The 20,785-nt window shown below is 61.3% G+C and carries 18 protein-coding genes; 9 read left to right on the top strand and 9 right to left on the bottom strand.

Features of this window, described 5'->3' with window-relative positions; genetic code table 11:
- Nucleotide 1 precedes the first annotated feature (1 nt).
- From rnr to rpmG, 4 genes are all read left to right on the top strand, one after another.
- Entirely contained in the window at nucleotides 2-2,374 is a 2,373-nt protein-coding gene (gene rnr / locus OS035_RS18095; protein WP_331813948.1) for a ribonuclease R, read from the top strand.
- Between the two features lie 71 nt (nucleotides 2,375-2,445).
- The gene (locus tag OS035_RS18090) at nucleotides 2,446-2,898 is read left to right on the top strand and encodes a DUF983 domain-containing protein (RefSeq protein ID WP_331813947.1); all 453 of its coding nucleotides are present in this window, start codon (nucleotides 2,446-2,448) and stop codon (nucleotides 2,896-2,898) included.
- A 254-nt stretch (nucleotides 2,899-3,152) separates the two neighbouring features.
- Nucleotides 3,153-4,337, top strand: a complete 1,185-nt coding sequence (locus OS035_RS18085) for an MFS transporter (protein ID WP_054181885.1) — start codon at nucleotides 3,153-3,155, stop codon at nucleotides 4,335-4,337.
- Between the two features lie 92 nt (nucleotides 4,338-4,429).
- A complete protein-coding gene (gene rpmG, locus OS035_RS18080) occupies nucleotides 4,430-4,597 on the top strand; it encodes a 50S ribosomal protein L33 (RefSeq protein ID WP_003587245.1) in 168 nt (55 codons plus the stop codon).
- Between the two features lie 746 nt (nucleotides 4,598-5,343).
- Here the strand turns inward: rpmG and OS035_RS18075 are convergent.
- Nucleotides 5,344-6,717, bottom strand: a complete 1,374-nt coding sequence (locus tag OS035_RS18075) for a PleD family two-component system response regulator (RefSeq protein WP_097627236.1) — start codon at nucleotides 6,715-6,717, stop codon at nucleotides 5,344-5,346.
- A gap of 18 nt (nucleotides 6,718-6,735) precedes the next feature.
- The gene (locus OS035_RS18070) at nucleotides 6,736-7,107 is read right to left on the bottom strand and encodes a response regulator (protein WP_003547430.1); all 372 of its coding nucleotides are present in this window, start codon (nucleotides 7,105-7,107) and stop codon (nucleotides 6,736-6,738) included.
- A 132-nt stretch (nucleotides 7,108-7,239) separates the two neighbouring features.
- Between OS035_RS18070 and OS035_RS18065 the strand changes: the two genes are divergently transcribed.
- Nucleotides 7,240-7,548, top strand: coding sequence for a DUF3572 domain-containing protein (locus tag OS035_RS18065; protein ID WP_097627234.1), 309 nt, complete (start codon nucleotides 7,240-7,242; stop codon nucleotides 7,546-7,548).
- Between the two features lie 11 nt (nucleotides 7,549-7,559).
- Nucleotides 7,560-8,228: a hypothetical protein gene (locus OS035_RS18060; protein WP_097627289.1), complete on the top strand. Its 669-nt coding sequence runs from the start codon at nucleotides 7,560-7,562 to the stop codon at nucleotides 8,226-8,228.
- On the opposite strand, the gene OS035_RS18055 is transcribed toward OS035_RS18060, so the two are convergent.
- On the bottom strand, nucleotides 8,203-8,790 hold the full coding sequence (locus OS035_RS18055) for a GNAT family N-acetyltransferase (protein ID WP_331813944.1): 588 nt from the start codon (nucleotides 8,788-8,790) through the stop codon (nucleotides 8,203-8,205). The two genes, OS035_RS18060 and OS035_RS18055, sit on opposite strands and share 26 nt — an antisense overlap.
- A gap of 75 nt (nucleotides 8,791-8,865) precedes the next feature.
- On the opposite strand from OS035_RS18055, the gene OS035_RS18050 reads away from it, so the two are divergent.
- A complete protein-coding gene (locus OS035_RS18050; protein WP_331813943.1) occupies nucleotides 8,866-10,158 on the top strand; it encodes a DNA polymerase IV in 1,293 nt (430 codons plus the stop codon).
- Between the two features lie 92 nt (nucleotides 10,159-10,250).
- Nucleotides 10,251-11,507: a L,D-transpeptidase family protein gene (locus tag OS035_RS18045; RefSeq protein WP_331813941.1), complete on the top strand. Its 1,257-nt coding sequence runs from the start codon at nucleotides 10,251-10,253 to the stop codon at nucleotides 11,505-11,507.
- A gap of 58 nt (nucleotides 11,508-11,565) precedes the next feature.
- Here the strand turns inward: OS035_RS18045 and dnaE are convergent, their stop codons facing one another.
- Nucleotides 11,566-15,063, bottom strand: coding sequence for a DNA polymerase III subunit alpha (dnaE, locus tag OS035_RS18040; RefSeq protein WP_097627228.1), 3,498 nt, complete (start codon nucleotides 15,061-15,063; stop codon nucleotides 11,566-11,568).
- A 503-nt stretch (nucleotides 15,064-15,566) separates the two neighbouring features.
- On the opposite strand from dnaE, the gene OS035_RS18035 reads away from it, so the two are divergent.
- The gene (locus OS035_RS18035; protein ID WP_097627226.1) at nucleotides 15,567-16,031 is read left to right on the top strand and encodes a DUF5680 domain-containing protein; all 465 of its coding nucleotides are present in this window, start codon (nucleotides 15,567-15,569) and stop codon (nucleotides 16,029-16,031) included.
- An 8-nt stretch (nucleotides 16,032-16,039) separates the two neighbouring features.
- Here the strand turns inward: OS035_RS18035 and OS035_RS18030 are convergent, their stop codons facing one another.
- From OS035_RS18030 to mce, 5 genes are all read right to left on the bottom strand, one after another.
- Entirely contained in the window at nucleotides 16,040-16,723 is a 684-nt protein-coding gene (locus OS035_RS18030) for an ABC transporter ATP-binding protein (protein WP_097627223.1), read from the bottom strand.
- 14 nt (nucleotides 16,724-16,737) lie between these two features.
- Complete coding sequence (locus OS035_RS18025) at nucleotides 16,738-18,042, bottom strand: lipoprotein-releasing ABC transporter permease subunit (protein ID WP_097627221.1); 1,305 nt, start codon at nucleotides 18,040-18,042, stop codon at nucleotides 16,738-16,740.
- A gap of 15 nt (nucleotides 18,043-18,057) precedes the next feature.
- Entirely contained in the window at nucleotides 18,058-19,380 is a 1,323-nt protein-coding gene (proS, locus tag OS035_RS18020) for a proline--tRNA ligase (protein WP_064838076.1), read from the bottom strand.
- 593 nt (nucleotides 19,381-19,973) lie between these two features.
- A complete protein-coding gene (locus tag OS035_RS18015; RefSeq protein ID WP_097627219.1) occupies nucleotides 19,974-20,249 on the bottom strand; it encodes a DUF1467 family protein in 276 nt (91 codons plus the stop codon).
- A gap of 131 nt (nucleotides 20,250-20,380) precedes the next feature.
- Entirely contained in the window at nucleotides 20,381-20,785 is a 405-nt protein-coding gene (gene mce, locus OS035_RS18010; protein WP_097627217.1) for a methylmalonyl-CoA epimerase, read from the bottom strand.

Raw genomic sequence — 20,785 nt, 5'->3', positions numbered from 1 at the left:
CGTGAGCAGAATACCGCGCGACAGAACGAACCCTGCGGGCAAGCGCCCGGGCAAGATCGGCCGTGCCGGCAAGGATGCTCCCGCCGTCGAGCCGCTGAATATCGTCCACGGCGCGCTGCCGTCGCGGGAGGTGATCCTGCGCTTCATCGCCGATCATCCGCAGAAAGCTTCCAAGCGGGAACTCGCCAAGGCTTTCGGGCTGAAGGGCGACAGCCGCGTCGAGCTCAAGCACATGCTGCAGGAGCTCGAGCAGGAAGGCATGCTGCAGAAGAACCGCAAGTCGCTAATCCGCCCCGGCGCGCTGCCGCCGGTCACCGTTCTCGATATCACCACGCGCGACAAGGACGGCGATCTGATCGGCCGGCCGGCGGAATGGCCCGAGGATCAGGGTGTCGCGCCCGCCGTCGCCATCCGCCAGCAATCGCCCGCAGGCCGCCAGGGCAAGGGCAAGGCACCGGTCGCCGGCCTCGGCGACCGCATTCTGGCGAAGATCTTCCCGGCCGTCGATCGCGGCGGGCCGGCCTATACGGCGCGGATCATCAAAGTGATCGACAAGCGCCGCGGCGCCTCGATGGGCGTTTTCCGCGCAGCACCCGGCGGCGGCGGCCGGCTGCTGCCGATCGAGCGGCGCGGCGAGGAGATGGTCATCGATCCAGACTTCACCGGCGGTGCCAAAGACGGCGACCTGGTCGAGATCGAAGTCGCCCGTCTCGGGCGCTTCGGCCTGCCCCGCGCCAAGGTGCTTTCGGTCGTGGGTTCGGTCGGCTCGGAAAAGGCGATCTCGATGATCGCCATCCATGCGCACGGCATTCCGCATGTCTTCCCGCCAGCCGTCATCGCCGAGGCGGAGGACGTAAAACCGGCGACGATGTCGCATCGCGAGGACTGGCGCGACGTGCCGCTGATCACCATCGATCCGGCCGATGCCAAGGACCACGACGACGCCGTCTATGCCGAACTCGACCCCTCGCCCGACAACCCCGGCGGCGTCATCGTCACCGTGGCGATTGCCGACGTCTCCTGGTATGTCCGCCCGAAGTCGCCGCTCGACCGCGAGGCGCTGAAGCGCGGCAACTCGGTCTATTTCCCGGATCGCGTCGTGCCGATGCTGCCGGAGCGCATTTCCAACGATCTCTGCTCGCTGAAGGAAGGCGTCGACCGCCCGGCGCTTGCCGTGCGCATGAGCTTTTCCGGGGAAGGCCGCAAGATCGGCCACACGTTTCATCGCGTCATGATGAAGAGCGCGGCCAAACTCTCCTACCAGCAGGCGCAGGCGGCGATCGACGGCAAGCCGGACGACAAGACCGGGCCGATGCTCGAGCCGATCCTGAAGCCGCTCTGGCACGCCTACGAGGTGATGAAGCGCGGCCGCGACCGGCGCCAGCCGCTGGAACTCGATATGCCGGAGCGCAAGATCCTGCTGAAGCCCGACGGCACCGTCGACCGGGTCCACGTGCCGCCGCGGCTCGACGCGCACAAGCTGATCGAAGAGATGATGATCCAGGCGAACGTCGCCGCCGCCGAGACCCTGGAAAAGAAACGCCAGCCGCTGATCTACCGCATCCATGACGGGCCGACGCTTGCCAAGCAGGAAATCCTGCGCGAGTTCCTGGCGACGCTCGGCATCCCGCTTGCCAAGGGCGGCAATATGCGCGCCAACAACTTCAACGGCATTCTGGCGAAGGCCGACGGCACGCCGCACCAGACCATGGTCAACGAGATGGTGCTGCGCTCGCAGAGCCAGGCGATCTACGGCCCCGAGAATATCGGCCATTTCGGCCTCAACCTGATGAAATACGCGCATTTCACCTCGCCGATCCGTCGTTACGCCGATCTCATCGTGCATCGCGCCCTCGTCGGCTCGCTCGGCTTCGGCGAAGGCGGCATCACGACAGAGGAAGAGGCAGCGCTCGACGATATCGCCGCGGAAATTTCGACCTTCGAGCGCCGGGCGATGGCGGCCGAGCGTGAGACGGTCGACCGGCTGATCGCGCATCATTTGAGCGGACGCGTCGGCGAGGAATTTGCCGGGCGGGTCTCGGGTGTTACGAAATCCGGGCTTTTTATCGCCCTGCCGGAGTATGGCGCCGACGGTTTCGTCCCGATATCGACGCTCGGCACCGACTATTTCATCTATGACGAGGCGCATCAGGCGCTCTCGGGTGAACGTACGGGGCTCGGCTATCGCCTTGGCGACAACGTCACGGTGAAGCTTGCCGAAGCAATCCCGCTTGCCGGCGCGCTTCGGTTCGAGATGGTCAGCGAAGGGCGCGCGATGCCGGCGGCGGTGCGCTCCTTCCACAAAGCCGGCCGCCGCGACCGGGGCCCGCTTCGCAAGAAGCCGGGAACGAGGCCACCGCGCGGGCGGCATTGAAATGTTCCGGCTGTCCGAAAGCGGCATTGGGCGAGATTCACCAGCCTATGCGGCCTGAAGAGGAAGATGCGATGAGCACACCGACCGAACCGGTCGTCCGCTATGGCGACAGGCCCGAGGCCGAGCGTCCGCTGGGACGCTCCATCCTGCGCGGGCTGGTGAACCGCTGCCCGGCCTGCGGCAGCGGCAAACTTTTCCGTGCCTTCCTGAAGCCGGTCGATCATTGCGCGGCCTGCGGCGAGGCGATGCATCACCAACGCGCCGACGACCTGCCGCCCTACATCGTCATCCTCGTTCTCGGACACGTCGTGGTCGGCGGCTACATGCTGACCGACATGACCTTCGTGCTGCCGATATGGGTGCATATTGCCATCTGGGCACCGATCACCGTCATCACCGCGCTCGCCTCGATCCAGCCGATCAAGGGCGGCGTCATCGGCCTGCAATGGGCGCTGCGCATGCACGGTTTCGGCGGCGAGAGCGATGGTCCGGACGATTATGACATCCCCGGACGCCCGGAGTGATCACTTTCACCTTCCAGACATATTTACCGTGTAGTGCCAGCGCTCCACCGACCACCACCCAAATGCGGCAGCCGACGATCCTCAACCCGACATGGTAAGCATTTCTTGGCCGAACGGGCTTTACATTCCGCAGATGGTCACTCACATCGGAAATACTGCGAAGCGGCATCCGTCACCCGGATTTGGCACGTCTGTGTCTATCTGTCCGACGGGGACCGGCCGATTCGCTCGCGCAGCTTTCTAAGGATGGATAAATGTCTCAGCCGAGAAACGGCACACCGGGCGATGTCGAGGAAATCCATTGGCCTTCTCTGGTGGCAGCCATCTCGTCGATCTCAGCCGTTGGCATAGCAATCGGCCTCGGGCTCCCGCTTCTTAGCATCATCCTGGAAAAACGCGGCATCTCGTCTACACTGATCGGGCTGAACACGGCGATGGCAGGCGTCGCGGCGATGGCCGCCGCACCCATCACCACCAGGCTCGCGCATAAATACGGCGTTGCGCCGACTATGCTCTGGGCGGTGCTGATTTCGGCGCTGAGCGCGCTTGGGTTTTATTATGCCCAGGATTTCTGGATGTGGTTTCCGTTGCGTTTCGCCTTTCACGGCGCAACGACGACGCTGTTCATCCTTTCCGAATTCTGGATCAATGCCGCCTCGCCGCCGTCCAAACGCGGCTTCGTGCTCGGCATCTATGCGACCGTGCTTTCCCTCGGCTTTGCGGCCGGGCCGCTCTTGTTTTCGATCCTCGGCAGCGACGGCATCTTCCCCTTCCTGATCGGCGCCGGCGCTATCCTGCTGGCCGCCATTCCGATCTTCATTGCCCGCGACGAGAGCCCGGTGCTCGAGGAAAAACCGGAGCTGCATTTCATGCGCTACGTCTTCCTGGTGCCGACGGCAACGGCGGCGGTCTTCATCTTCGGCGCGGTCGAAGCGGGCGGCCTGTCCCTGTTCCCGATCTTTGCCGTACGCGCCCATTTCACCGAATCGCAGGCCGCACTTCTGCTTACCATGATGGGCGTCGGCAATGTCATCTTCCAGATCCCGCTCGGCCTGCTTTCCGACCGCATTCCCGACAAGCGGCCGCTTCTGGCCGGCATGGCGCTGATGGGCTTCGTCGGTTCGATGATGCTGCCGCTGCTGGTTGACAACTGGCTGCTGATGGCCGGGCTCCTGCTTTTCTGGGGCGGCTGCGTCTCCGGCCTTTATACGGTCGGCCTCAGTCATCTCGGCTCACGGCTGACGGGCTCCGACCTTGCGGCGGCCAATGCCGCCTTCGTCTTCTGTTATGCGATGGGAACCGTGGCCGGGCCGCAGGCAATCGGTGCGGCGATCGATGTCGCCGGAAATAACGGTTTTGCCTGGGCGATTGCCGCATTCTTCGGCCTCTACGCCCTACTTTCCGGCATCAGACTGATGTTCATTCGAAAACGGACTTGACTTTTCGGGCGGGATTCGTAGTTTCGCGCCAGAATTTGCCGTGGAGCCCATCCGGCTTCCACGGCTTTCATTTTCTTAAAGGCAGGACGACCATGGCCAAGGCTACAACAATCAAGATCAAGCTGCTGTCGACAGCCGACACCGGTTTCTTCTACGTCACGACGAAGAACAGCCGTACGATGACGGACAAGATGACGAAGACGAAGTATGACCCGATTGCTAAGAAGCACGTCGAGTTCAAGGAAACCAAGATCAAGTAATCACTTGGTTGCCGGATTTCGCAAAAAGCGCGCGCCCTCGGGTTGCGCGTTTTTTATTGCCCGAATTGGCCCTCTTGAAAATGACAGCGCAAACAGAAAAACGCCGCCCTTCCATCTTCGGGAAGTGGCGGCGTTTTCTTGAAAGGGGGTCGGCCAGCATGCAAAACGGCACGAGGAACCGCTATAACTTGCCTACTAGCCGACCGACCCCACGACCCAGGAGATGCGGCGGACCTGAGCATCATGGGGTATCGACAACTCCTCAGCGGGAGCGCTTCTCTTATGAGCCGATAATTTGCGCAAAAATGAAAGAAAATCAACAAATTCTTAATGATGATTTTTGCGGACTTGATTCTATGGTTAAAAGTCCAGTTTTGGTACATACAAAGATTTATCGCCTCTGCTTAGGGATGAAGCCTAGACGCTGACCCACCCAAGAAATTCGACAATATAACGTAATAACCTACACCTGCCCTCCCCCTACGTGATGTGGTGCGGCGGGACTCTATTTCAGCCCATCGGCCGAAGGCGGTTTTTATAGTCGGGGTTTTATTTTTAGCTATGGCCGGACGCCTTCAAGACTATCGGGCAGCGGCGCATCCGCAGCAAAGCCGGAAATCCATTTTTGGGCTATTTGACTGCAAATTTTTCACGCCGCGCTGTGCGGGCGAGCATTAAAAATCGGTAATAGTCCGCTTACCACGGTGGAAAACCCATAAACGGCACATAAGGCGACAGCTGATTCGTCAGGCCGCGGCAGCGACGACGCGATTGCGGCCGGTATTCTTGGCTTCGTAGAGCGCAAGATCGGCCTGCTTCATCAGCTGATCCGGGGTCAGCACCGAACCGACGCGCGACGCGATGCCGAAGGAAGCGGTGACATTCAGCGCCTCTCCCGCGTGTTTCAGCCTGAAGGGCGCGTTTTCGACGGCCGCCCGCAGGCGCTCGGCGACAGCGGCGGCAATTTCCGGCGAGGTATCCGGCATGACGACGACGAATTCCTCCCCGCCGTAGCGGCAGGCGAGATCGGCGCCGCGAATGGTCGAGCGGACACGATTGGCAAATTCCCGCAGCACTTCGTCGCCGCCGTCATGACCATAGGTGTCGTTCACCTGCTTGAAGCGGTCGATATCGGTGATCAGCACCGAAAGCGGCCGGCCGCGCGCCATCGAACGGTTGAAGAGCACGTTCAGGTGATTGTCGAGATAGCGCCGGTTATAAAGGCCGGTCAGCGGATCGGTCACGGCAAGCTCGATCGTCTGCTTGACGCTGGCGCGCAGGCGGTCGTTGCAGCGCTTGCGACGGATCTGCGTCAGGCTGCGGGCAACAAGCTCGTTGGGATCGACCGGGCGGATAATGTAGTCGTTGACGCCGAGATCGAGCGCACGCACGACCATCTCGTCCGCGCCCTGCTCGGTGATGATCAGGATCGGCAGAAAGCGCGTGCGCTCCAGCGAGCGCAGCTGCGAGCAGAGGCGCAGCGGATCATAATCGTCGAAATTGGCGTTGACGATGACGAGGTCGAACGGGCTTTCGGCCGCCTCGAAGAGCGCTGCCTGCGGATCGGAAAGGGCAAGCACGTCGGCGACGGGCTTCAGCGCCTTGATGATGCGCTCCTGCGAATTGGCGCGGCCGTCGACGAGCAGGATCTGACCGGTCTCGTCGGCACGGCCCTCGCCTGCCCGCATGAGGTCGTCGATGCCCATCGTATGGGCGGTGTCGGCGCGGATGCGCAGTTCATCGCTCAACGTCTTCAGCCGCAGCAGGCTCTTCACCCGTGAAATCAGCTGAAGGTCGTTGACGGGCTTGGTGAGGAAATCGTCGGCGCCGGCCTTCAGGCCGCGGACGCGGTCGGCCGGCTGATCAAGTGCCGTGACCATGACGACAGGGATATGGGCGGTCTTGCGGCTGGCCTTCAGCCGCTCGCAGACCTCGAAACCATCGATGCCGGGCATCATGATGTCGAGCAGGATCAGATCGACCTGGTTGCGCTCGCAGATCGCCAGCGCCGTGTAGCCGTCGGCCGCGGTCATCACGTCGAAATACTCCGCAAGCAGCCGCGCTTCGAGCAGCTTCACGTTGGCCGGAATATCGTCAACCACCAGTATTCGCGCAGTCATAGCTGTCTTTCCGATGCGTCAGGCATCGCCCAGATAGGTCTTGATCGTCTCGATGAATTTCGGAACCGAGATCGGCTTAGAAACATAGGCTTCGCAGCCGCCCTGGCGGATCCGCTCCTCGTCGCCCTTCATCGCGAAAGCCGTGACGGCGATGACGGGAATCACGTGCAGCTCGTCGTCTTCTTTCAGCCATTTCGTGACTTCGAGGCCGGAGACCTCGGGAAGCTGAATATCCATCAGGATGAGGTCGGGGCGATGCTTGCGCGCCAGATCGAGCGCCTCCATGCCGTTTCTGGTCTGGATCGTGGTATAGCCGGACGCCTCGATGAGGTCGCGAAAGAGCTTCATGTTGAGCTCGTTATCTTCTACAATCATCACCTGTTTGGGCATGACAAGCTGTCCCTACGTCCGTTCGCGCAGCGGTTCGTCCCATGAGAAAGGCACATGCGGACAAGAGCTCCGTGAAACCGATAGCGCACGCTAGCGGCATTTGGTTGAAGAAAAGGTAACTTACCCCTCGAAATGCAAAGCAACTTCAAGACTTCGAAACAACAGGCCGCCGACCCGCACGCGACCGCGATCGCCGTGCTCGGCTGGCTTGCCGACGACCCCGACATGTTCGGCCGATTTCTTGCGCTGACCGGTGTCGCGCCCGGCCAGGTGCGCAGCGCCGTCAACGACCCCAGCTTTCTCGCCGGCATGATGGATTTCCTGATGAACCACGAACCGACGGCGATGGCTTTTTGCGCGGCGAGCGGCATCAGCCCGGAAGCGGTCACTGCCGCCTGGCAGCATTTCTCTTCGCCGGGCCTCGATTCCGGGGAATATTGACGGTGACCGGCATGGGGGAACTCGATATCTCGCATATCCGGCTCGGCAAACGGCCGCTGATCGTCTGCGACGTCGACGATGTCGTGCTGCAGTTCATCGGCCCCTTCCAGCTTTTTCTTGAAAGCCAGGGTCATGCGTTCCTGCCGCGCTCGTTCCGGCTCCACGGCAACATCGTCTCGCAGACGGATGGCGCGGAGATCGAGGATCAGCAGGTCAGCCGACTGATCGAGGAGTTTTTCGAGGCGCAGGAGCTGTGGCAGACGCCGCTCGATCGCGTCGTCGAAACGCTCGGCCGGCTTTCTGAGGCCGCCGACGTGCTTTTCCTGACGGCCATGCAGCCGCGGTTCCAGGATCAGCGCCGCCGCCTCCTCGACCGGATCGGCCTGCTTTTTCCACTGCTTGCCAGCGAAGAGCCCAAGGGGCCGATCGTTCACGCATTGCATGCCAGCCGCTCCCTTCCCGTCGTCTTCATCGATGATATGGCGCGCAATCTGCATTCCGTTAGGGAACATGTTGCCGATTGCCTGCTGATTCACCTGATGCCCGACTCTCCCGTTCATCGTTTCGCGCCGGCGGCCGCCGACGGCATCACCCGCGTCAGCGACTGGACTGATGCCGCCGCGCTGATCGAGGCGCATTTCCTTGCCGGCGCTTTCAGCCCTGCAGTTCCAGCCGCATGAGCGGACGGCCGTCCTTGCGCCGAGCCACCGTCTCAAAACCGGCCGCGTCGAAGATCGCCGTCGAGCCGATGCAGAGAGTCACCGATTTCGACTGCTTCACATGATCGATCGGACAGGCCTCGAGCAGCCGCGCGCCCTGGCGCCGGGCGTGATCGATCGCTAGGGAAAGCAGGCGATGGCTCATGCCCTTGCCGCGCAAGCGCGGTAGCAGGAAGAAGCAGCTGACGGCCCAGATCGACGGATCGTCCGCATCGCTCTCCTCCAACGGCCGCGAGACCGTGCGCGAAGAATTGAACTGCGGCACGTCATGGCGCGGCCCGACCTGGACCCAGGCGACCGGCGCGCCGTCGGCATAACAGAGAATGCCCGGCGGCGGCCCGGCCTTGATCCGGTCGTGCATATGCGCCTTGCGCTCGTCGGCCGCCATCTTCGTTCTGATCGCATGCGGCAGGCGCAACGCGAGGCACCAGCAATTGTAGAAGGCACCCTGCGGCCCGAACAGGGTTTCGAAATCGTCCCAGCGTTCTGCCGTTACCGGTTCGAAACGAAGATCGTTATCCAAAGGCAAAGCTCCCGCCTCTCTTGAGACTCGGAAGCTTAAGGCGTAGTCTCGCGGCGTTCAACCTTTGTTCTCATGATGACGCCCGCGCCCGACAAGACACCCGGCTTCTGTCGCGACTGCCTTGCCGAGCAGAAGGGCGAGGCGCGCCGTTGCGTGTCCTGCGGCAGCCCGCGTCTGGTGCGCCATCGGGAGCTCTATGCCTTGACGCTTGCGCATATCGATTGCGACGCCTTCTATGCGGCCGTCGAGAAACGCGACAATCCGGATCTTGCCGACAAGCCTGTGATTGTCGGCGGCGGCAAACGCGGCGTCGTCTCCACCGCCTGCTATATCGCCCGCATCCACGGCGTGCGGTCGGCGATGCCGATGTTCAAGGCGCTGGAAGCCTGCCCTCAGGCGATCGTCATCCGGCCGGACATGGAAAAATACGTCCGGGTCGGGCGCCAGGTGCGCGCCATGATGCAGGATCTGACGCCGCTGGTGCAGCCGCTGTCGATCGACGAGGCCTTCCTGGAGCTCGGCGGTACCGAGAGGCTGCATCACGATCCGCCGGCCCGTACACTCGCCAAATTCGCCCGCCGGGTCGAAAAGGAGATCGGCATCAGCGTGTCGGTCGGGCTTTCCTATTGCAAATTCCTCGCCAAGGTCGCCTCCGACCTGCAGAAGCCGCGCGGCTTTTCCGTCATCGGGCGTGAGGAAGCGGTCGAGTTTCTGGCGCCGCGTCCGGTCACTACGATATGGGGCGTCGGCAAGGCCTTTGCGGCGACGCTGGAAGCGGACGGCATCCGCACCATTAGCCAGTTGCAGCAGATGGAGGAAAACGACCTGATGCGCCGCTACGGCAGCATCGGCCAGCGGCTCGCCCGGCTTTCGCGCGGCATCGACGACCGTGAAGTGCATCTCAATGATGCGGCCAAGAGCGTTTCATCGGAGACCACCTTCTTCGAAGATATCTGGCGTTATGACGATCTAGTGCCGATCCTGCGCAATCTCTCGGAAAAGGTCTCCTGGCGGCTGAAGAAAAACGACATCGCCGGCCAGACAGTGGTCCTGAAGATGAAGACCGCCGACTTCAAGTTACGCACGCGCAACCGCAAGCTCGAAGACCCGACCCAGCTTGCCGACCGGATCTTTCGCGTCGGGCTTGAGCTTCTCGAAAAAGAAACCGACGGCACGAAGTTCCGGCTGATCGGCATCGGCGTCACCGATCTCGGCGATGCCGCCCGCGCCGATCCGCCCGATCTCATCGACCGGCAATCGGGCCGGCGGGCGGCCGCCGAAGCGGCGATGGACAAGTTGCGCGACAAGTTCGGCAAGAACACCGTCGAGACCGGCTACACCTTCGGCAGTGGCAAGCGCGATCACTAAAGCGTGAGGCGTGAGCGCCGTGCGACCTATAAAATCTTCCTTAAACTTCGTCCCATAATGTGCCGGGCAAGTATTGCGTATGGTTGGCTATCATGTTCTCGCGTCTCGTCTTCGGCCTCGGCTTGCTGTCGGCCACCGCACTCGTGCACCCTGCTCTGGCCGCGGACGCGCGCACGCTGCAGATCATCGTCTCGAAGGACAAGCAGTCGCTTGCGGTCTATGACGGCACCGAGGTCGTCGCGACCTCGAAAGTCTCAACCGGCAAGGACGGACATACGACGCCGAGCGGTATCTTCTCGGTGCTCGAAAAGCAGAAATACCACGAATCCAATCTCTATTCGAACGCGCCAATGCCCTTCATGCAGAGGCTGACATGGTCGGGCATTGCGTTGCACGAATCCAATTCCGTGCCGCGTTATCCGGCCTCGCACGGCTGCGTGCGCATGCCCGGCGCCTTTGCAAAAAAGCTATACGGGATGACCGAGCCCGGCATTCCCGTCATCATCAGCGATGGCGAAGTGGTGCCGCAGCCGATCGACCATCCGACCCTTTTCCATCCGCAGGCGCCGGCGCCGATGCTTCTGCTTTCGGATGTCGAACTGCGGCCTTCGATGCCCGACAGCCCGGGCACACCGGTGCAGGTGGCGATGAACGACACGGCTGCGATGCCGATGCCGGCAGCACCGCCGGTTGCAGCGCCCGAAGCGGAGCGGCCATCCGAACCGATCAGCATGCTGATCACCCGCCGCACGTTGCGCGAGACGGTGATCGACATCCAGACGCTGCTGAACCAGCTCGGCTTTTCCGCCGGCGTTCCGGACGGGTTGCTCGGGCCGGCGACCGTGCAGGCGATCAAGGCGTTCAAGACGCTGCGGCCGGCGGAATTTGCCGGCGACAGGAGCCTCATCTCCGACACGCTGCTGAAATCGGTCTATGCCGCAACAGGCAAGGGCGAGCCGCCGAACGGCGTCATCATGGTGCGCCGGGCGTTCAAGCCGATCTTCGAAGCGCCAGTGACGATCGCCGATCAGGGCTTGGCGCTTGGCACGCATTTCTTAACGCTGCATGCACTCGATGAAAAGGCCGGTTCGGCGGATTGGCTCGGCATCACGCTCGAAAACAATCTCTCCCGCGAGACGATGAAGCGGCTCGGCGTCACCAATCAGGAAAGCTCGATCGTCAGCGGCAGGCCGATCGCCCGGTCGCTCAACCGCATCACGATCCCGGAGGAGACCCGGCACAGGATCGAGGCGCTGATCGCACCCGGCTCGACGCTGACGATCTCCGATACCGGCCTTGGCCGGGATACCGGCGAAGGCACGGATTTCATCACCATCACCCGGGGTTGATCGCAATCACCCCGGGATGATCAAATCGCCCAGGGTGATGTGCATCACCCCGAGATGATCAGACAAGCTCGACATCGACAACACCGGGCGCGGCGCGAAGAGCGGCGGCGATCTCCGGCGTGATGCGGTATTTCTCAGCCAGCGCCACTTCCACCTCGCGTTTGCCCTCCTCCTTGATGACGATGAAGGAAACGAGGCCATCGCCCCTGGCGTTGAGATGGCCGGCGACCATCTTCAGCGGCCCGGAATCTCTGATATAGACGCGCAGCGCCTTCTGCATCTGCAGCGACTTTTCCTCCAGCGACTGGATCGTCTGGATGCGCAGGCCAATCCCCTCCGGCCGCTCCTCGCCGGTGGCGGTCAGCACGAAGGATTTTCCCGACTCCAGCACGTCGCGGTACTGGTTGAGCATTTCCGAAAACAGCACCGCCTCGAACTGGCCCGAAGAATCGGAAAAGACGATGATGCCCATCTTGTTGCCGGTGCGGGTCTTGCGCTCCTGCTTCGAAATGACGGTGCCGGCGAGGCGCGCATTGAAGGCGCCCTGTTTGATCGCCTGGGAAAATTCGGCAAAGGTCTGCACCCGCATCTTCTGCAGGAGGTTGTTGTAGGAATCGAGCGGGTGGGCGGTGAGATAGAAGCCTAGCACCTGGAATTCCTTGAGCAGCCGCTCGGAGGCAAGCCAGGGCGAAAACGGTGGAAGGGAAATCTTCTCGGGCCCCGAGGTCAGCGTGCTGCCGAAAATATCCGACTGGCCGCTCAGCTTGTTCTCCTGGGCGCGCTGGGCATAACCGAGGATGCGGTCGAGGCCGGCTGAAAGCTGGGCGCGATCGGTGCCGAAACAATCGAAGGCGCCGGCAAAGATCAGGCTTTCCAATACACGGCGGTTGACCTGGCGCGGATCGATGCGCAGGCAGAAATCCTCGATGCCGGCAAAGGGCTTGTCGCCACGCACCTCGACGATATGGTCGACGGCGGATTCGCCGACGCCCTTGAGGGCGGCCAGCGCGTAATAGATGCGGTTGTCACCGGTCTGGAAATGGCGGAAGGACGTCTGCACCGAGGGTGCGATCACCTCGATGCCTAGCCGCTTGGCATCCTGGCGGAAGTCATTGACCTTTTCCGTGTTGGACATGTCGAGCGTCATCGAGGCGGCGAGGAATTCGACCGGATAATGCGCCTTCATATAGGCCGTCTGGTAGGAGACGATCGCGTAAGCAGCGGCATGCGACTTGTTGAAGCCGTAATTGGCGAACTTCGCCAGCAGTTCGAAGATATTGTCGGCTTGCGGCTTCGACACGCCGTTCTTGACGGCGCCGACGACGAAGCGTTCGCGCTGCTGGTCCATCTCGGCCTTGATCTTCTTGCCCATGGCGCGGCGCAGAAGATCGGCCTCTCCGAGCGAGTAACCGGACAGGACCTGGGCGATCTGCATCACCTGTTCCTGATAGACGATGACCCCTTGGGTTTCCTTGAGCAGGTGGTCGATCATCGGATGGATCGATTCCAGCTCTTCGTCACCGTGCTTGCGGGCATTGTAGGTCGGGATGTTCTCCATCGGACCCGGGCGATAGAGCGCCACCAGCGCGATGATGTCCTCGATGCAGTCCGGCTTCATGCCGATCAGCGCCTTGCGCATGCCGGCACTTTCCACCTGGAACACGCCGACCGTCTCGCCGCGCGACAGCATCTCGTAGGTCGGTTTGTCGTCGAGAGGAATGGCCGCGAGATCGACCTTGATGCCGCGCTTGGCGACGAAATCGACGGCGACCTTCAACACCGTCAGCGTCTTCAGGCCGAGGAAGTCGAATTTGACGAGGCCGGCCTGCTCCACCCACTTCATATTGAACTGGGTGACCGGCATGTCCGAGCGCGGATCGCGATACATCGGCACCAGCTTGGACAGCGGGCGGTCGCCGATGACGATGCCGGCGGCATGGGTCGAGGCATGGCGGTATAGCCCCTCGATCTTCTGGGCGATGTCGAGCAGGCGGGCGACGACCGGCTCCTTCGCCGCCTCCTCCTGCAGCTTCGGCTCCTCCTCGATCGCCTTGGAGAGCGGCGTCGGATTGGCCGGGTTGTTCGGCACCAGTTTGCAGATCTTGTCGACCTGGCCGTAGGGCATCTCCAGCACGCGGCCGACGTCACGAAGGGCGGCGCGCGCCTGCAGCGAACCGAAGGTGATGATCTGCGCCACCTGCTCGCGGCCATACTTGGCCTGGACGTAGCGGATCACCTCTTCGCGGCGGTCCTGGCAGAAGTCGATGTCGAAGTCCGGCATCGAGACGCGTTCCGGATTGAGGAAGCGTTCGAAGAGCAGCGAAAACCGCAGCGGATCGACGTCGGTGATCGTCAAAGCGTAGGCAACCAGGGAACCCGCGCCCGAACCGCGGCCGGGACCGACCGGAATGTCGTGCTGCTTGGCCCATTTGATGAAGTCGGCAACGATCAGGAAGTAACCGGGAAAACGCATGCGCTCGATGACGCTGAGTTCGAAATCCAGCCGCTCGCGATAATCCTTTTCCTCGTAGCCCGGTGACATGCCGAGCGTCGAAAGCCGCATATCCAGCCCTTCCACAGCCTGGCGGCGCAGTTCGCTCGCCTCGGCGCGTTCAGCCTCCTCGGCGTCGTCAGTCGCGCCGGTGAAGCGCGGCAGGATCGGCTTTCGCGTCTTCAGCACGAAGGAGCAGCGCTTGGCGATCTCGATCGTGTTTTCCAGTGCTTCCGGCAGATCGGCGAAGAGCTTGGCCATCTCGGCCCGGCTCTTCAGATAATGGTCCGGGGTCAGGCGAAAGCGGCTGTCGTCGGAGACGATGGCATTGTGGGCGACCGCCATCAGCGCATCATGGGCGTCGTAATCGTCGCGTGTCGGAAAGAAGGCCTCGTTGGTCGCAACCAGCGGCAGGTCATTGCTATAGGCGAGGCCGATGATCTTTTGTTCGTGACGTTTGTCGTAAGTGCCGTGCCGCTGCAATTCGACGTAGAGCCTGTCGCCGAAGAGACGTTTCAGCACAAGCAGCCGGGCCTCCCCCTGCGCGGGATGGCCTTCCTTGATCGCCGCGTCGACAGGCCCGGTCAGGGCGCCGGTCAGGGCGATCAGCCCTTCCGTGCCGGCCTCCTCCAGCCAGGAGGCACGGATATGGATAGCCTGGTTGCTTTCACCGCCGAGATAGGCGCGGCTGACGAGATCGACCAGTCGTTCGTAACCGGCATCCGTGGCGGCGAGAAGAACGATCGACGGCAGCTTGACCAGCGCCTGCTGGCCGCCGCGCTTTTCCGTTTCCAGCCCGTCTTCCATGTCGATCGAGACCTGGCAGCCGATGATCGGCTGCAGGCCGTCGTCCATCGCCTTCTGGGAGAATTCCAGCGCGATGAACAGATTGTTGGTATCGGTGATGGCGATCGCCGGCTGGCTGTCGCCGGTTGCCTTGTAGAGGATCTTCTTCAGCGGCAAGGCGCCTTCGAGAAGCGAATAGGCGGAGTGGACCCTCAGGTGGATGAAGCCCGGCGTGCCGCCGATCGCCTCACCCGTAGAACCCTTTGCCGTATCCGCCATGTCATGCCTTCCCAATCACCCGAATGAGTCGGACGCATTGTCGGCATAGAGGGCGATGATGTCCAGAACAAGTCCCGCTTGCGGACCGCATGATGGCCATGCGGTCCCCTGAAAACTTTAGATCGCCATGACGATGAGCGAGAAGCTGGCGACGAACATTGCGATGGAGGTGAATGCTGCGATATCACGGATCATGTCAGTCATTTGGCTCTCCTTTACTCGTTATGTTTTCAATTTGTTCGATTTATGTTCCATTGTCAACAGGAATCTTTTCCTTCTTTCTTGCGTTTTAAAATCCAGGACGCGAATCGCGAATCGATGAGAGTGCCAAGCGATACGATGGGCTGCGCCTGTTCTCTCGCGATCGGTGACGGATCGGACAGGCTACTCAAACGGCAGTGCGCCTCTCGCAGCGACCCGCCTTGCTTGCCGTTTTTGTTCTGTTTCTGTTCTTTACATGCCGCAGCATATTTGCCAGCATCCGGCCGAGAGGAGAACGGGATATGCTCGACATTGCAATGCTCAATGAATTCGTCGTGGAGGCCAAGGCTGCGACCTATGTCGGCGGCGGTGTGCCGCGCGTGCCCTGCCGGCCGGGTGCCCACGATATCGGCTATGAGTGCGGCGACTGGCGCTATCTCGACAGCTACTTTGGCGGCACCGATTTCGCGGGACAGGAGGTTGTCTGGTTTGCCGGGGAGCCTGTCTGGGTGATGAATTATTTCGGCTGGATCGTTGTCCCTGAGCTCATCGACGGCGCTGCCGCCGGCGCGGTGATCAAGGCGGCACTTTCAGCCATGTATCAGCAGGGGCGCTTTCTCGGCGGAATGGAATTCGATCATGCGTTCGGCCGCTACATCGATCACAGCGAAGGGAACTGCGAGCGGTTCAGCGGCAATGAATGCATCATGGTCGATGACCGGAAAGCCTATATGCTCGATTATCGCGGCGGGCTAGTCATCCCCTGACCTCAGTTTCAGAAATCGACGATCTTGCCATCCGAGATGGTCACACGCCGATCCATGCGGCGGGCGAGTTCGTGATTGTGGGTGGCGATGAGGGCCGCGAGGCCGGACTGGCGCACCAGCGCCTCCAGCGCATCGAAGACGTAGCTTGCCGTTTCCGGGTCGAGATTGCCGGTCGGCTCATCGGCAAGCAGCAGGGTCGGCGCATTGGCGACGGCCCGGGCGATCGCCACGCGCTGTTGCTCGCCGCCGGAGAGTTCGCCAGGGCGATGGGCGCCGCGGTGGCCGATGCGCATGTAATCGAGAAGCTGGCCGGCCCGCTCTCCGGCTTCCTTCCAGGACAGCCCGGCGATTAGCTGAGGCATCATGATGTTCTCAAGTGCGGAAAATTCCGGCAGCAGGTGGTGGAACTGGTAGACGAAGCCGATTTCGCTGCGGCGGATCGCGGTGCGTTTCTCATCGCTCAGGCCGTCACAGGCATGGCCGCTGATGTTGACTTCACCGCCGTCCGGATGCTCCAACAGGCCGGCGATATGCAGCAGGGTCGATTTGCCGGTGCCGGAGGGAGCGACGAGAGCGACGATCTCGCCCTTCGACATCGAAAAATCCGCGCCCTTCAGGATCGGCAGCAGCGTATCGCCCTGCCCGTAATGGCGCTCGACGCCGGTAAGCTTGAGAACGACGTTGCGTTTCATAAAGGCGGCATTCCTTATTCGTAGCGCAGGGCCTGCACCGGATCGAGCCTGGACGCGCGCCAGGCCGGAAAGATGGTCGCGATGAAGGAGAGCGTCAGCGCCATGATGACGATCGAGATCGTTTCGCTGAGCTGCATCTCGGCCGGCAGCTGACTGAGGAAATAGACCTGCGGATTGAAGATCACCGTGCCTGAAATCCAGGAGAAGAACTGACGGATGGATTCGATGTTGACGCAGACGAGAACGCCGAGCAGCACGCCGGCAACAGTGCCGACGATCCCGATCGCCGCCCCGGTCATGAAGAAGATGCGCATGATCGCGCCGGCGCTGGCGCCCATGGTGCGCAGAATGGCGATATCGCTGCTCTTGTCCTTCACCAGCATGATCAGGCCGGAGATGATGTTCAGAGCCGCGACAAGCACGATCAGCGTCAGGATCATGAACATGACGTTGCGCTCGACCTGCAGCGCCGAAAAGAAGGTCTGGTTGCGCTGGCGCCAGTCGGTGAGGTTGATCTGGCGGCCGGCCGCTTCCTCCACCTTGGGCCGCAGAGTGTCGATATCGTCGGGGTGATCGACGAAAAGCTCTATCGACTGCACCAGACCCTCGGCATTGAAATAAAGCTGCGCTTCCTCGAGCGGCATGAAGATGATCGAAGAATCATATTCCGACATGCCGATCTCGAAGAGGCCGGAGATCTTATAGGACTTAACGCGCGGGCTGACGCCCATCGGTGTAATGTCACCATCCGGCGAGGTCAGAGTGATGAGGTCGCCGACGCTCAGGCCGAGCTGGTTGGCCATGCCGGTGCCGATCAGCACGCCCTGGCCGGAGGCAAAACCGACCATGTCGCCGGATTTGATGTTCCCGGAGATCGTCTTGAGCTTGGTCAGGTCCTCGGCGCGGGCGCCGCGCACCAGCGCGCCGGTGCTACCACCGGCCTGGGCGGAGGCGAGCACCTGGCCTTCCACCAAAGGCAGCGCCATCTTCACTCCCGGTACGGCAGCGAGCCTGCTGGAAAGGTCGGCATAATCGGTGAAGGGGCCATCGGACGGCTGGACGATCATATGGCCGTTGATGCCGAGGATGCGCGAGACGAGCTCGGTGCGGAAGCCGTTCATGACGGCCATGACGATGATCAGCGTCGCAACACCGAGCATGATGCCGACGAAAGAAAAGCCGGCGATCACTGAGATAAAAGCTTCCTTGCGGCGGGCGCGCAGGTAGCGCCACGCCACGAGGCGTTCGAAAGTGGAAAATGGCTTGCCAGCCGGACCCAAGCCGGATTTCGAACTCCGGTCCACTGCTGCCTCTGCCATTTCGCCTCCGTTTCCTTAAGCCACGAACCTGTTGATCGCCGCTTCGATGGTCATCGTTTCGCGGGCGCCAGTCTTGCGGTCCTTCACTTCGACCTCGCCGTTGGCGACCGCGCGCGGGCCGGCGATGATCTGGACGGGTACGCCGATCAGGTCGGCGGTCGCGAATTTCGTGCCGGCCCGGTCGTCGGTATCATCGTAGAGCACATCCTTGCCGGCCTTGGTGAGCGCCGCATAGATCAGCTCGCAAGTATCGTCGCAGGCTTGATCGCCCGCCTTCATGTTGATCACCACGATATCGAAGGGCGCGACCGAGGCCGGCCAGATGATTCCGTTGTCGTCATGCGATGCTTCGATGATGGCGGGAACAAGGCGTGTCGGGCCGATACCGTAGGAACCCATGTGAACGAAGTGTTCCTTGCCGTCGGGGCCCTGCACTTTCGCGCCCATCGCCTCGGAATATTTCGTGCCGAAATAGAAGATGTGGCCGACCTCAATGCCGCGCGCCGACAGGCGCTCGCCTTCGGGGACGGCGTTGAAGGCCGCCTCGTCGTGCATTTCCGAAGTCGCCGCATAGAGCGAGGTCCACTTGTCGAAGATCGACTTCAGGCCCTCGACGCTGTCGAAATCAGTGCGGTCGTCGGGAATATCGAAGCCGACGAAATCCTTGTGGCAGAAGACCTCGGATTCGCCGGTATCGGCGAGGATGATGAATTCGTGGCTGAGATTGCCGCCGATCGGGCCGGTATCGGCGCGCATCGGAATGGCGCGCAGGCCGAGCCGATCGAAGGTTCTGAGATAGGCGGCGAACATCTTGTTATAGGAATGCTCCGCCCCTTCGCGCGTCAGATCGAAGGAATAGGCATCCTTCATCATGAATTCGCGCGAGCGCATCGTGCCGAAGCGCGGACGGATCTCGTCGCGAAACTTCAGCTGGATGTGATAGAGATTGAGCGGCAGGTCCTTATAAGATTTGACGGAGGAGCGGAAAATATCCGTCACCATCTCCTCATTGGTGGGACCATAGAGCATCGGCCGATCCTGGCGGTCCTTGATGCGCAGCATCTCCTTGCCATAGGCGTCGTAGCGGCCGCTTTCCTGCCAGAGTTCGGCCGATTGTAGGGTCGGCATGGACAACTCGATTGCGCCCGCCCGGTTCTGCTCGTCGCGAATAATGGCGTTGACCTTGTCGAGCACGCGTTTGCCGAGCGGCAGCCAGGAATAGATGCCCTGCGACTGCTGGCGGATCATGCCGGCGCGCAGCATCAGCCTATGGGAGACGATTTCCGCCTCCTTGGGGTTTTCCTTGAGGATGGGCATGAAATAGCGGGACAGACGCATGGCGGATTCCGAAGCAGTTGAGATCCCGCAGCAGGCGGAATCGAAAGACAATGGTTAATGTCGGGAGCGTTCATAGCCGCTTCGCGGCAGGAAGGAAACCCGCAACTGATGCCGGCAACCTCCCGCACGCGCATGTTCGGCCCCGCAAAATGACAGGGCATGAAAAAGCGCGTGTTTATAAGGACTTAAACGAAAATCTTGTCAACAGAAAAATTTTGCTAGAGTGTAGCAAAAATGCAAAAAAAGCTAATGACAAAGCCCAATGTTTGAGCTAGCTTTAGCTCACAAAACAGGCAGGAAGGATAAATTCTTGCCGAATTCGCGGTCAAGTCTTGGGAGGATCAGATCTTAGGCGCGCTCGTCGCTGCCCCGGCAACGGTTACAGATCACGCGATACTTAAAACAAGGCTTTTAGCCTTGTTTTTTTTTGGCTTTTCGGCTTCATCCGACCCCAAAAATCCAGCCAACTACCGTAAGGGAATGATGCTCATTCCGTAACGGCAGCTCTTTTGCCGCAACACCATGACGCTGGTATGACGAATGTCGCTTTTTAATGATATACATATGCCCAAAGTTTGGGCAAAAGTTTGATCTTAATAGAAGCTCGGCCCTAGTTGTGGAAGGGCATCGAAGCCCCAGCCGAAATAGGTGTCGCAGACATACCAGGTGCCGTAGACCAGAGCCGAGATCAGCGTCGTCAGCGAAAAGGTGAAGACGGCACGAAAGCGGCTCGGCGCGCTTGGAACGGTGCCGAGCACGACATCATTGTCCTCGGCCTGGGTGCGCAGACCGATCGGCAGGACAGCGAAAAGCGTCATCCACCAAATGATGAAGTAGACGGCAAATCCCTGAAGAAATATCTGGAGCATTGGGGTTCCCGGTGGTGTCGCGCCGACAGACGTTCTGTCACTTTGAGCTAGGCGCCCTTATACGGCGGAATGGCAGCCAACTCAAAGCCGATGAAGCGCTTGGCCGCCTTGAGGGCATTCTGCCGCAGGCTTCACGCCTGTTCGAGTTCGATCAGCGTGCCGAAGAAATCCTTGGGATGCAGAAAAAGCACCGGCTTGCCATGCGCGCCGGTCTTCGGCTGGCCGTCGCCGAGCACCCTCGCCCCGGCCGCGACCAGCCGATCACGCGCAAGCAGGATATCGTCCACCTCATAACAGATGTGGTGCATGCCGCCGGACGGGTTCTTTTCGAGGAAGGCTGCGATCGGCGAGGTTTCCCCAAGCGGCTGCAGCAATTCGACCTTCGTGTTCGGCAATTCGACGAAGACGACGGTGACGCCGTGTTCCGGCAGAGCCTGCGGCTGCGATACGGCAGCACCCAGCGTGTCGCGATAGGCGGCCGTCGCCGCTTCCAGATCGGGAACGGCGATGGCGATATGGTTTACCCGGCCAAGCAT

Origin of the sequence: Rhizobium sp. 268 (assembly GCF_036571585.1) — a bacterium.
Taxonomy (GTDB): domain Bacteria; phylum Pseudomonadota; class Alphaproteobacteria; order Rhizobiales; family Rhizobiaceae; genus Rhizobium; species Rhizobium redzepovicii.
The sequence above is the reverse complement of the archived record's forward strand: the minus strand, read 5'-3'. Positions and strand labels throughout refer to the sequence as shown.

Coding starts and splice junctions, on each gene's coding strand:
- OS035_RS18015 (WP_097627219.1), bottom strand. CDS start 20,249: ATGCTCCAGATATTTCTTCAGGGATTTGCCGTCTACTTCATCATTTGG.
- OS035_RS18065 (WP_097627234.1), top strand. CDS start 7,240: ATGCAAAGCAACTTCAAGACTTCGAAACAACAGGCCGCCGACCCGCAC.
- OS035_RS18035 (WP_097627226.1), top strand. CDS start 15,567: ATGCTCGACATTGCAATGCTCAATGAATTCGTCGTGGAGGCCAAGGCT.
- proS (WP_064838076.1), bottom strand. CDS start 19,380: ATGCGTCTGTCCCGCTATTTCATGCCCATCCTCAAGGAAAACCCCAAG.
- OS035_RS18075 (WP_097627236.1), bottom strand. CDS start 6,717: ATGACTGCGCGAATACTGGTGGTTGACGATATTCCGGCCAACGTGAAG.
- OS035_RS18060 (WP_097627289.1), top strand. CDS start 7,560: ATGGGGGAACTCGATATCTCGCATATCCGGCTCGGCAAACGGCCGCTG.
- dnaE (WP_097627228.1), bottom strand. CDS start 15,063: ATGGCGGATACGGCAAAGGGTTCTACGGGTGAGGCGATCGGCGGCACG.
- OS035_RS18030 (WP_097627223.1), bottom strand. CDS start 16,723: ATGAAACGCAACGTCGTTCTCAAGCTTACCGGCGTCGAGCGCCATTAC.
- OS035_RS18085 (WP_054181885.1), top strand. CDS start 3,153: ATGTCTCAGCCGAGAAACGGCACACCGGGCGATGTCGAGGAAATCCAT.
- OS035_RS18045 (WP_331813941.1), top strand. CDS start 10,251: ATGTTCTCGCGTCTCGTCTTCGGCCTCGGCTTGCTGTCGGCCACCGCA.
- OS035_RS18070 (WP_003547430.1), bottom strand. CDS start 7,107: ATGCCCAAACAGGTGATGATTGTAGAAGATAACGAGCTCAACATGAAG.
- OS035_RS18090 (WP_331813947.1), top strand. CDS start 2,446: ATGAGCACACCGACCGAACCGGTCGTCCGCTATGGCGACAGGCCCGAG.
- rpmG (WP_003587245.1), top strand. CDS start 4,430: ATGGCCAAGGCTACAACAATCAAGATCAAGCTGCTGTCGACAGCCGAC.
- OS035_RS18050 (WP_331813943.1), top strand. CDS start 8,866: ATGACGCCCGCGCCCGACAAGACACCCGGCTTCTGTCGCGACTGCCTT.
- mce (WP_097627217.1), bottom strand. CDS start 20,785: ATGCTTGGCCGGGTAAACCATATCGCCATCGCCGTTCCCGATCTGGAA.
- OS035_RS18025 (WP_097627221.1), bottom strand. CDS start 18,042: ATGGCAGAGGCAGCAGTGGACCGGAGTTCGAAATCCGGCTTGGGTCCG.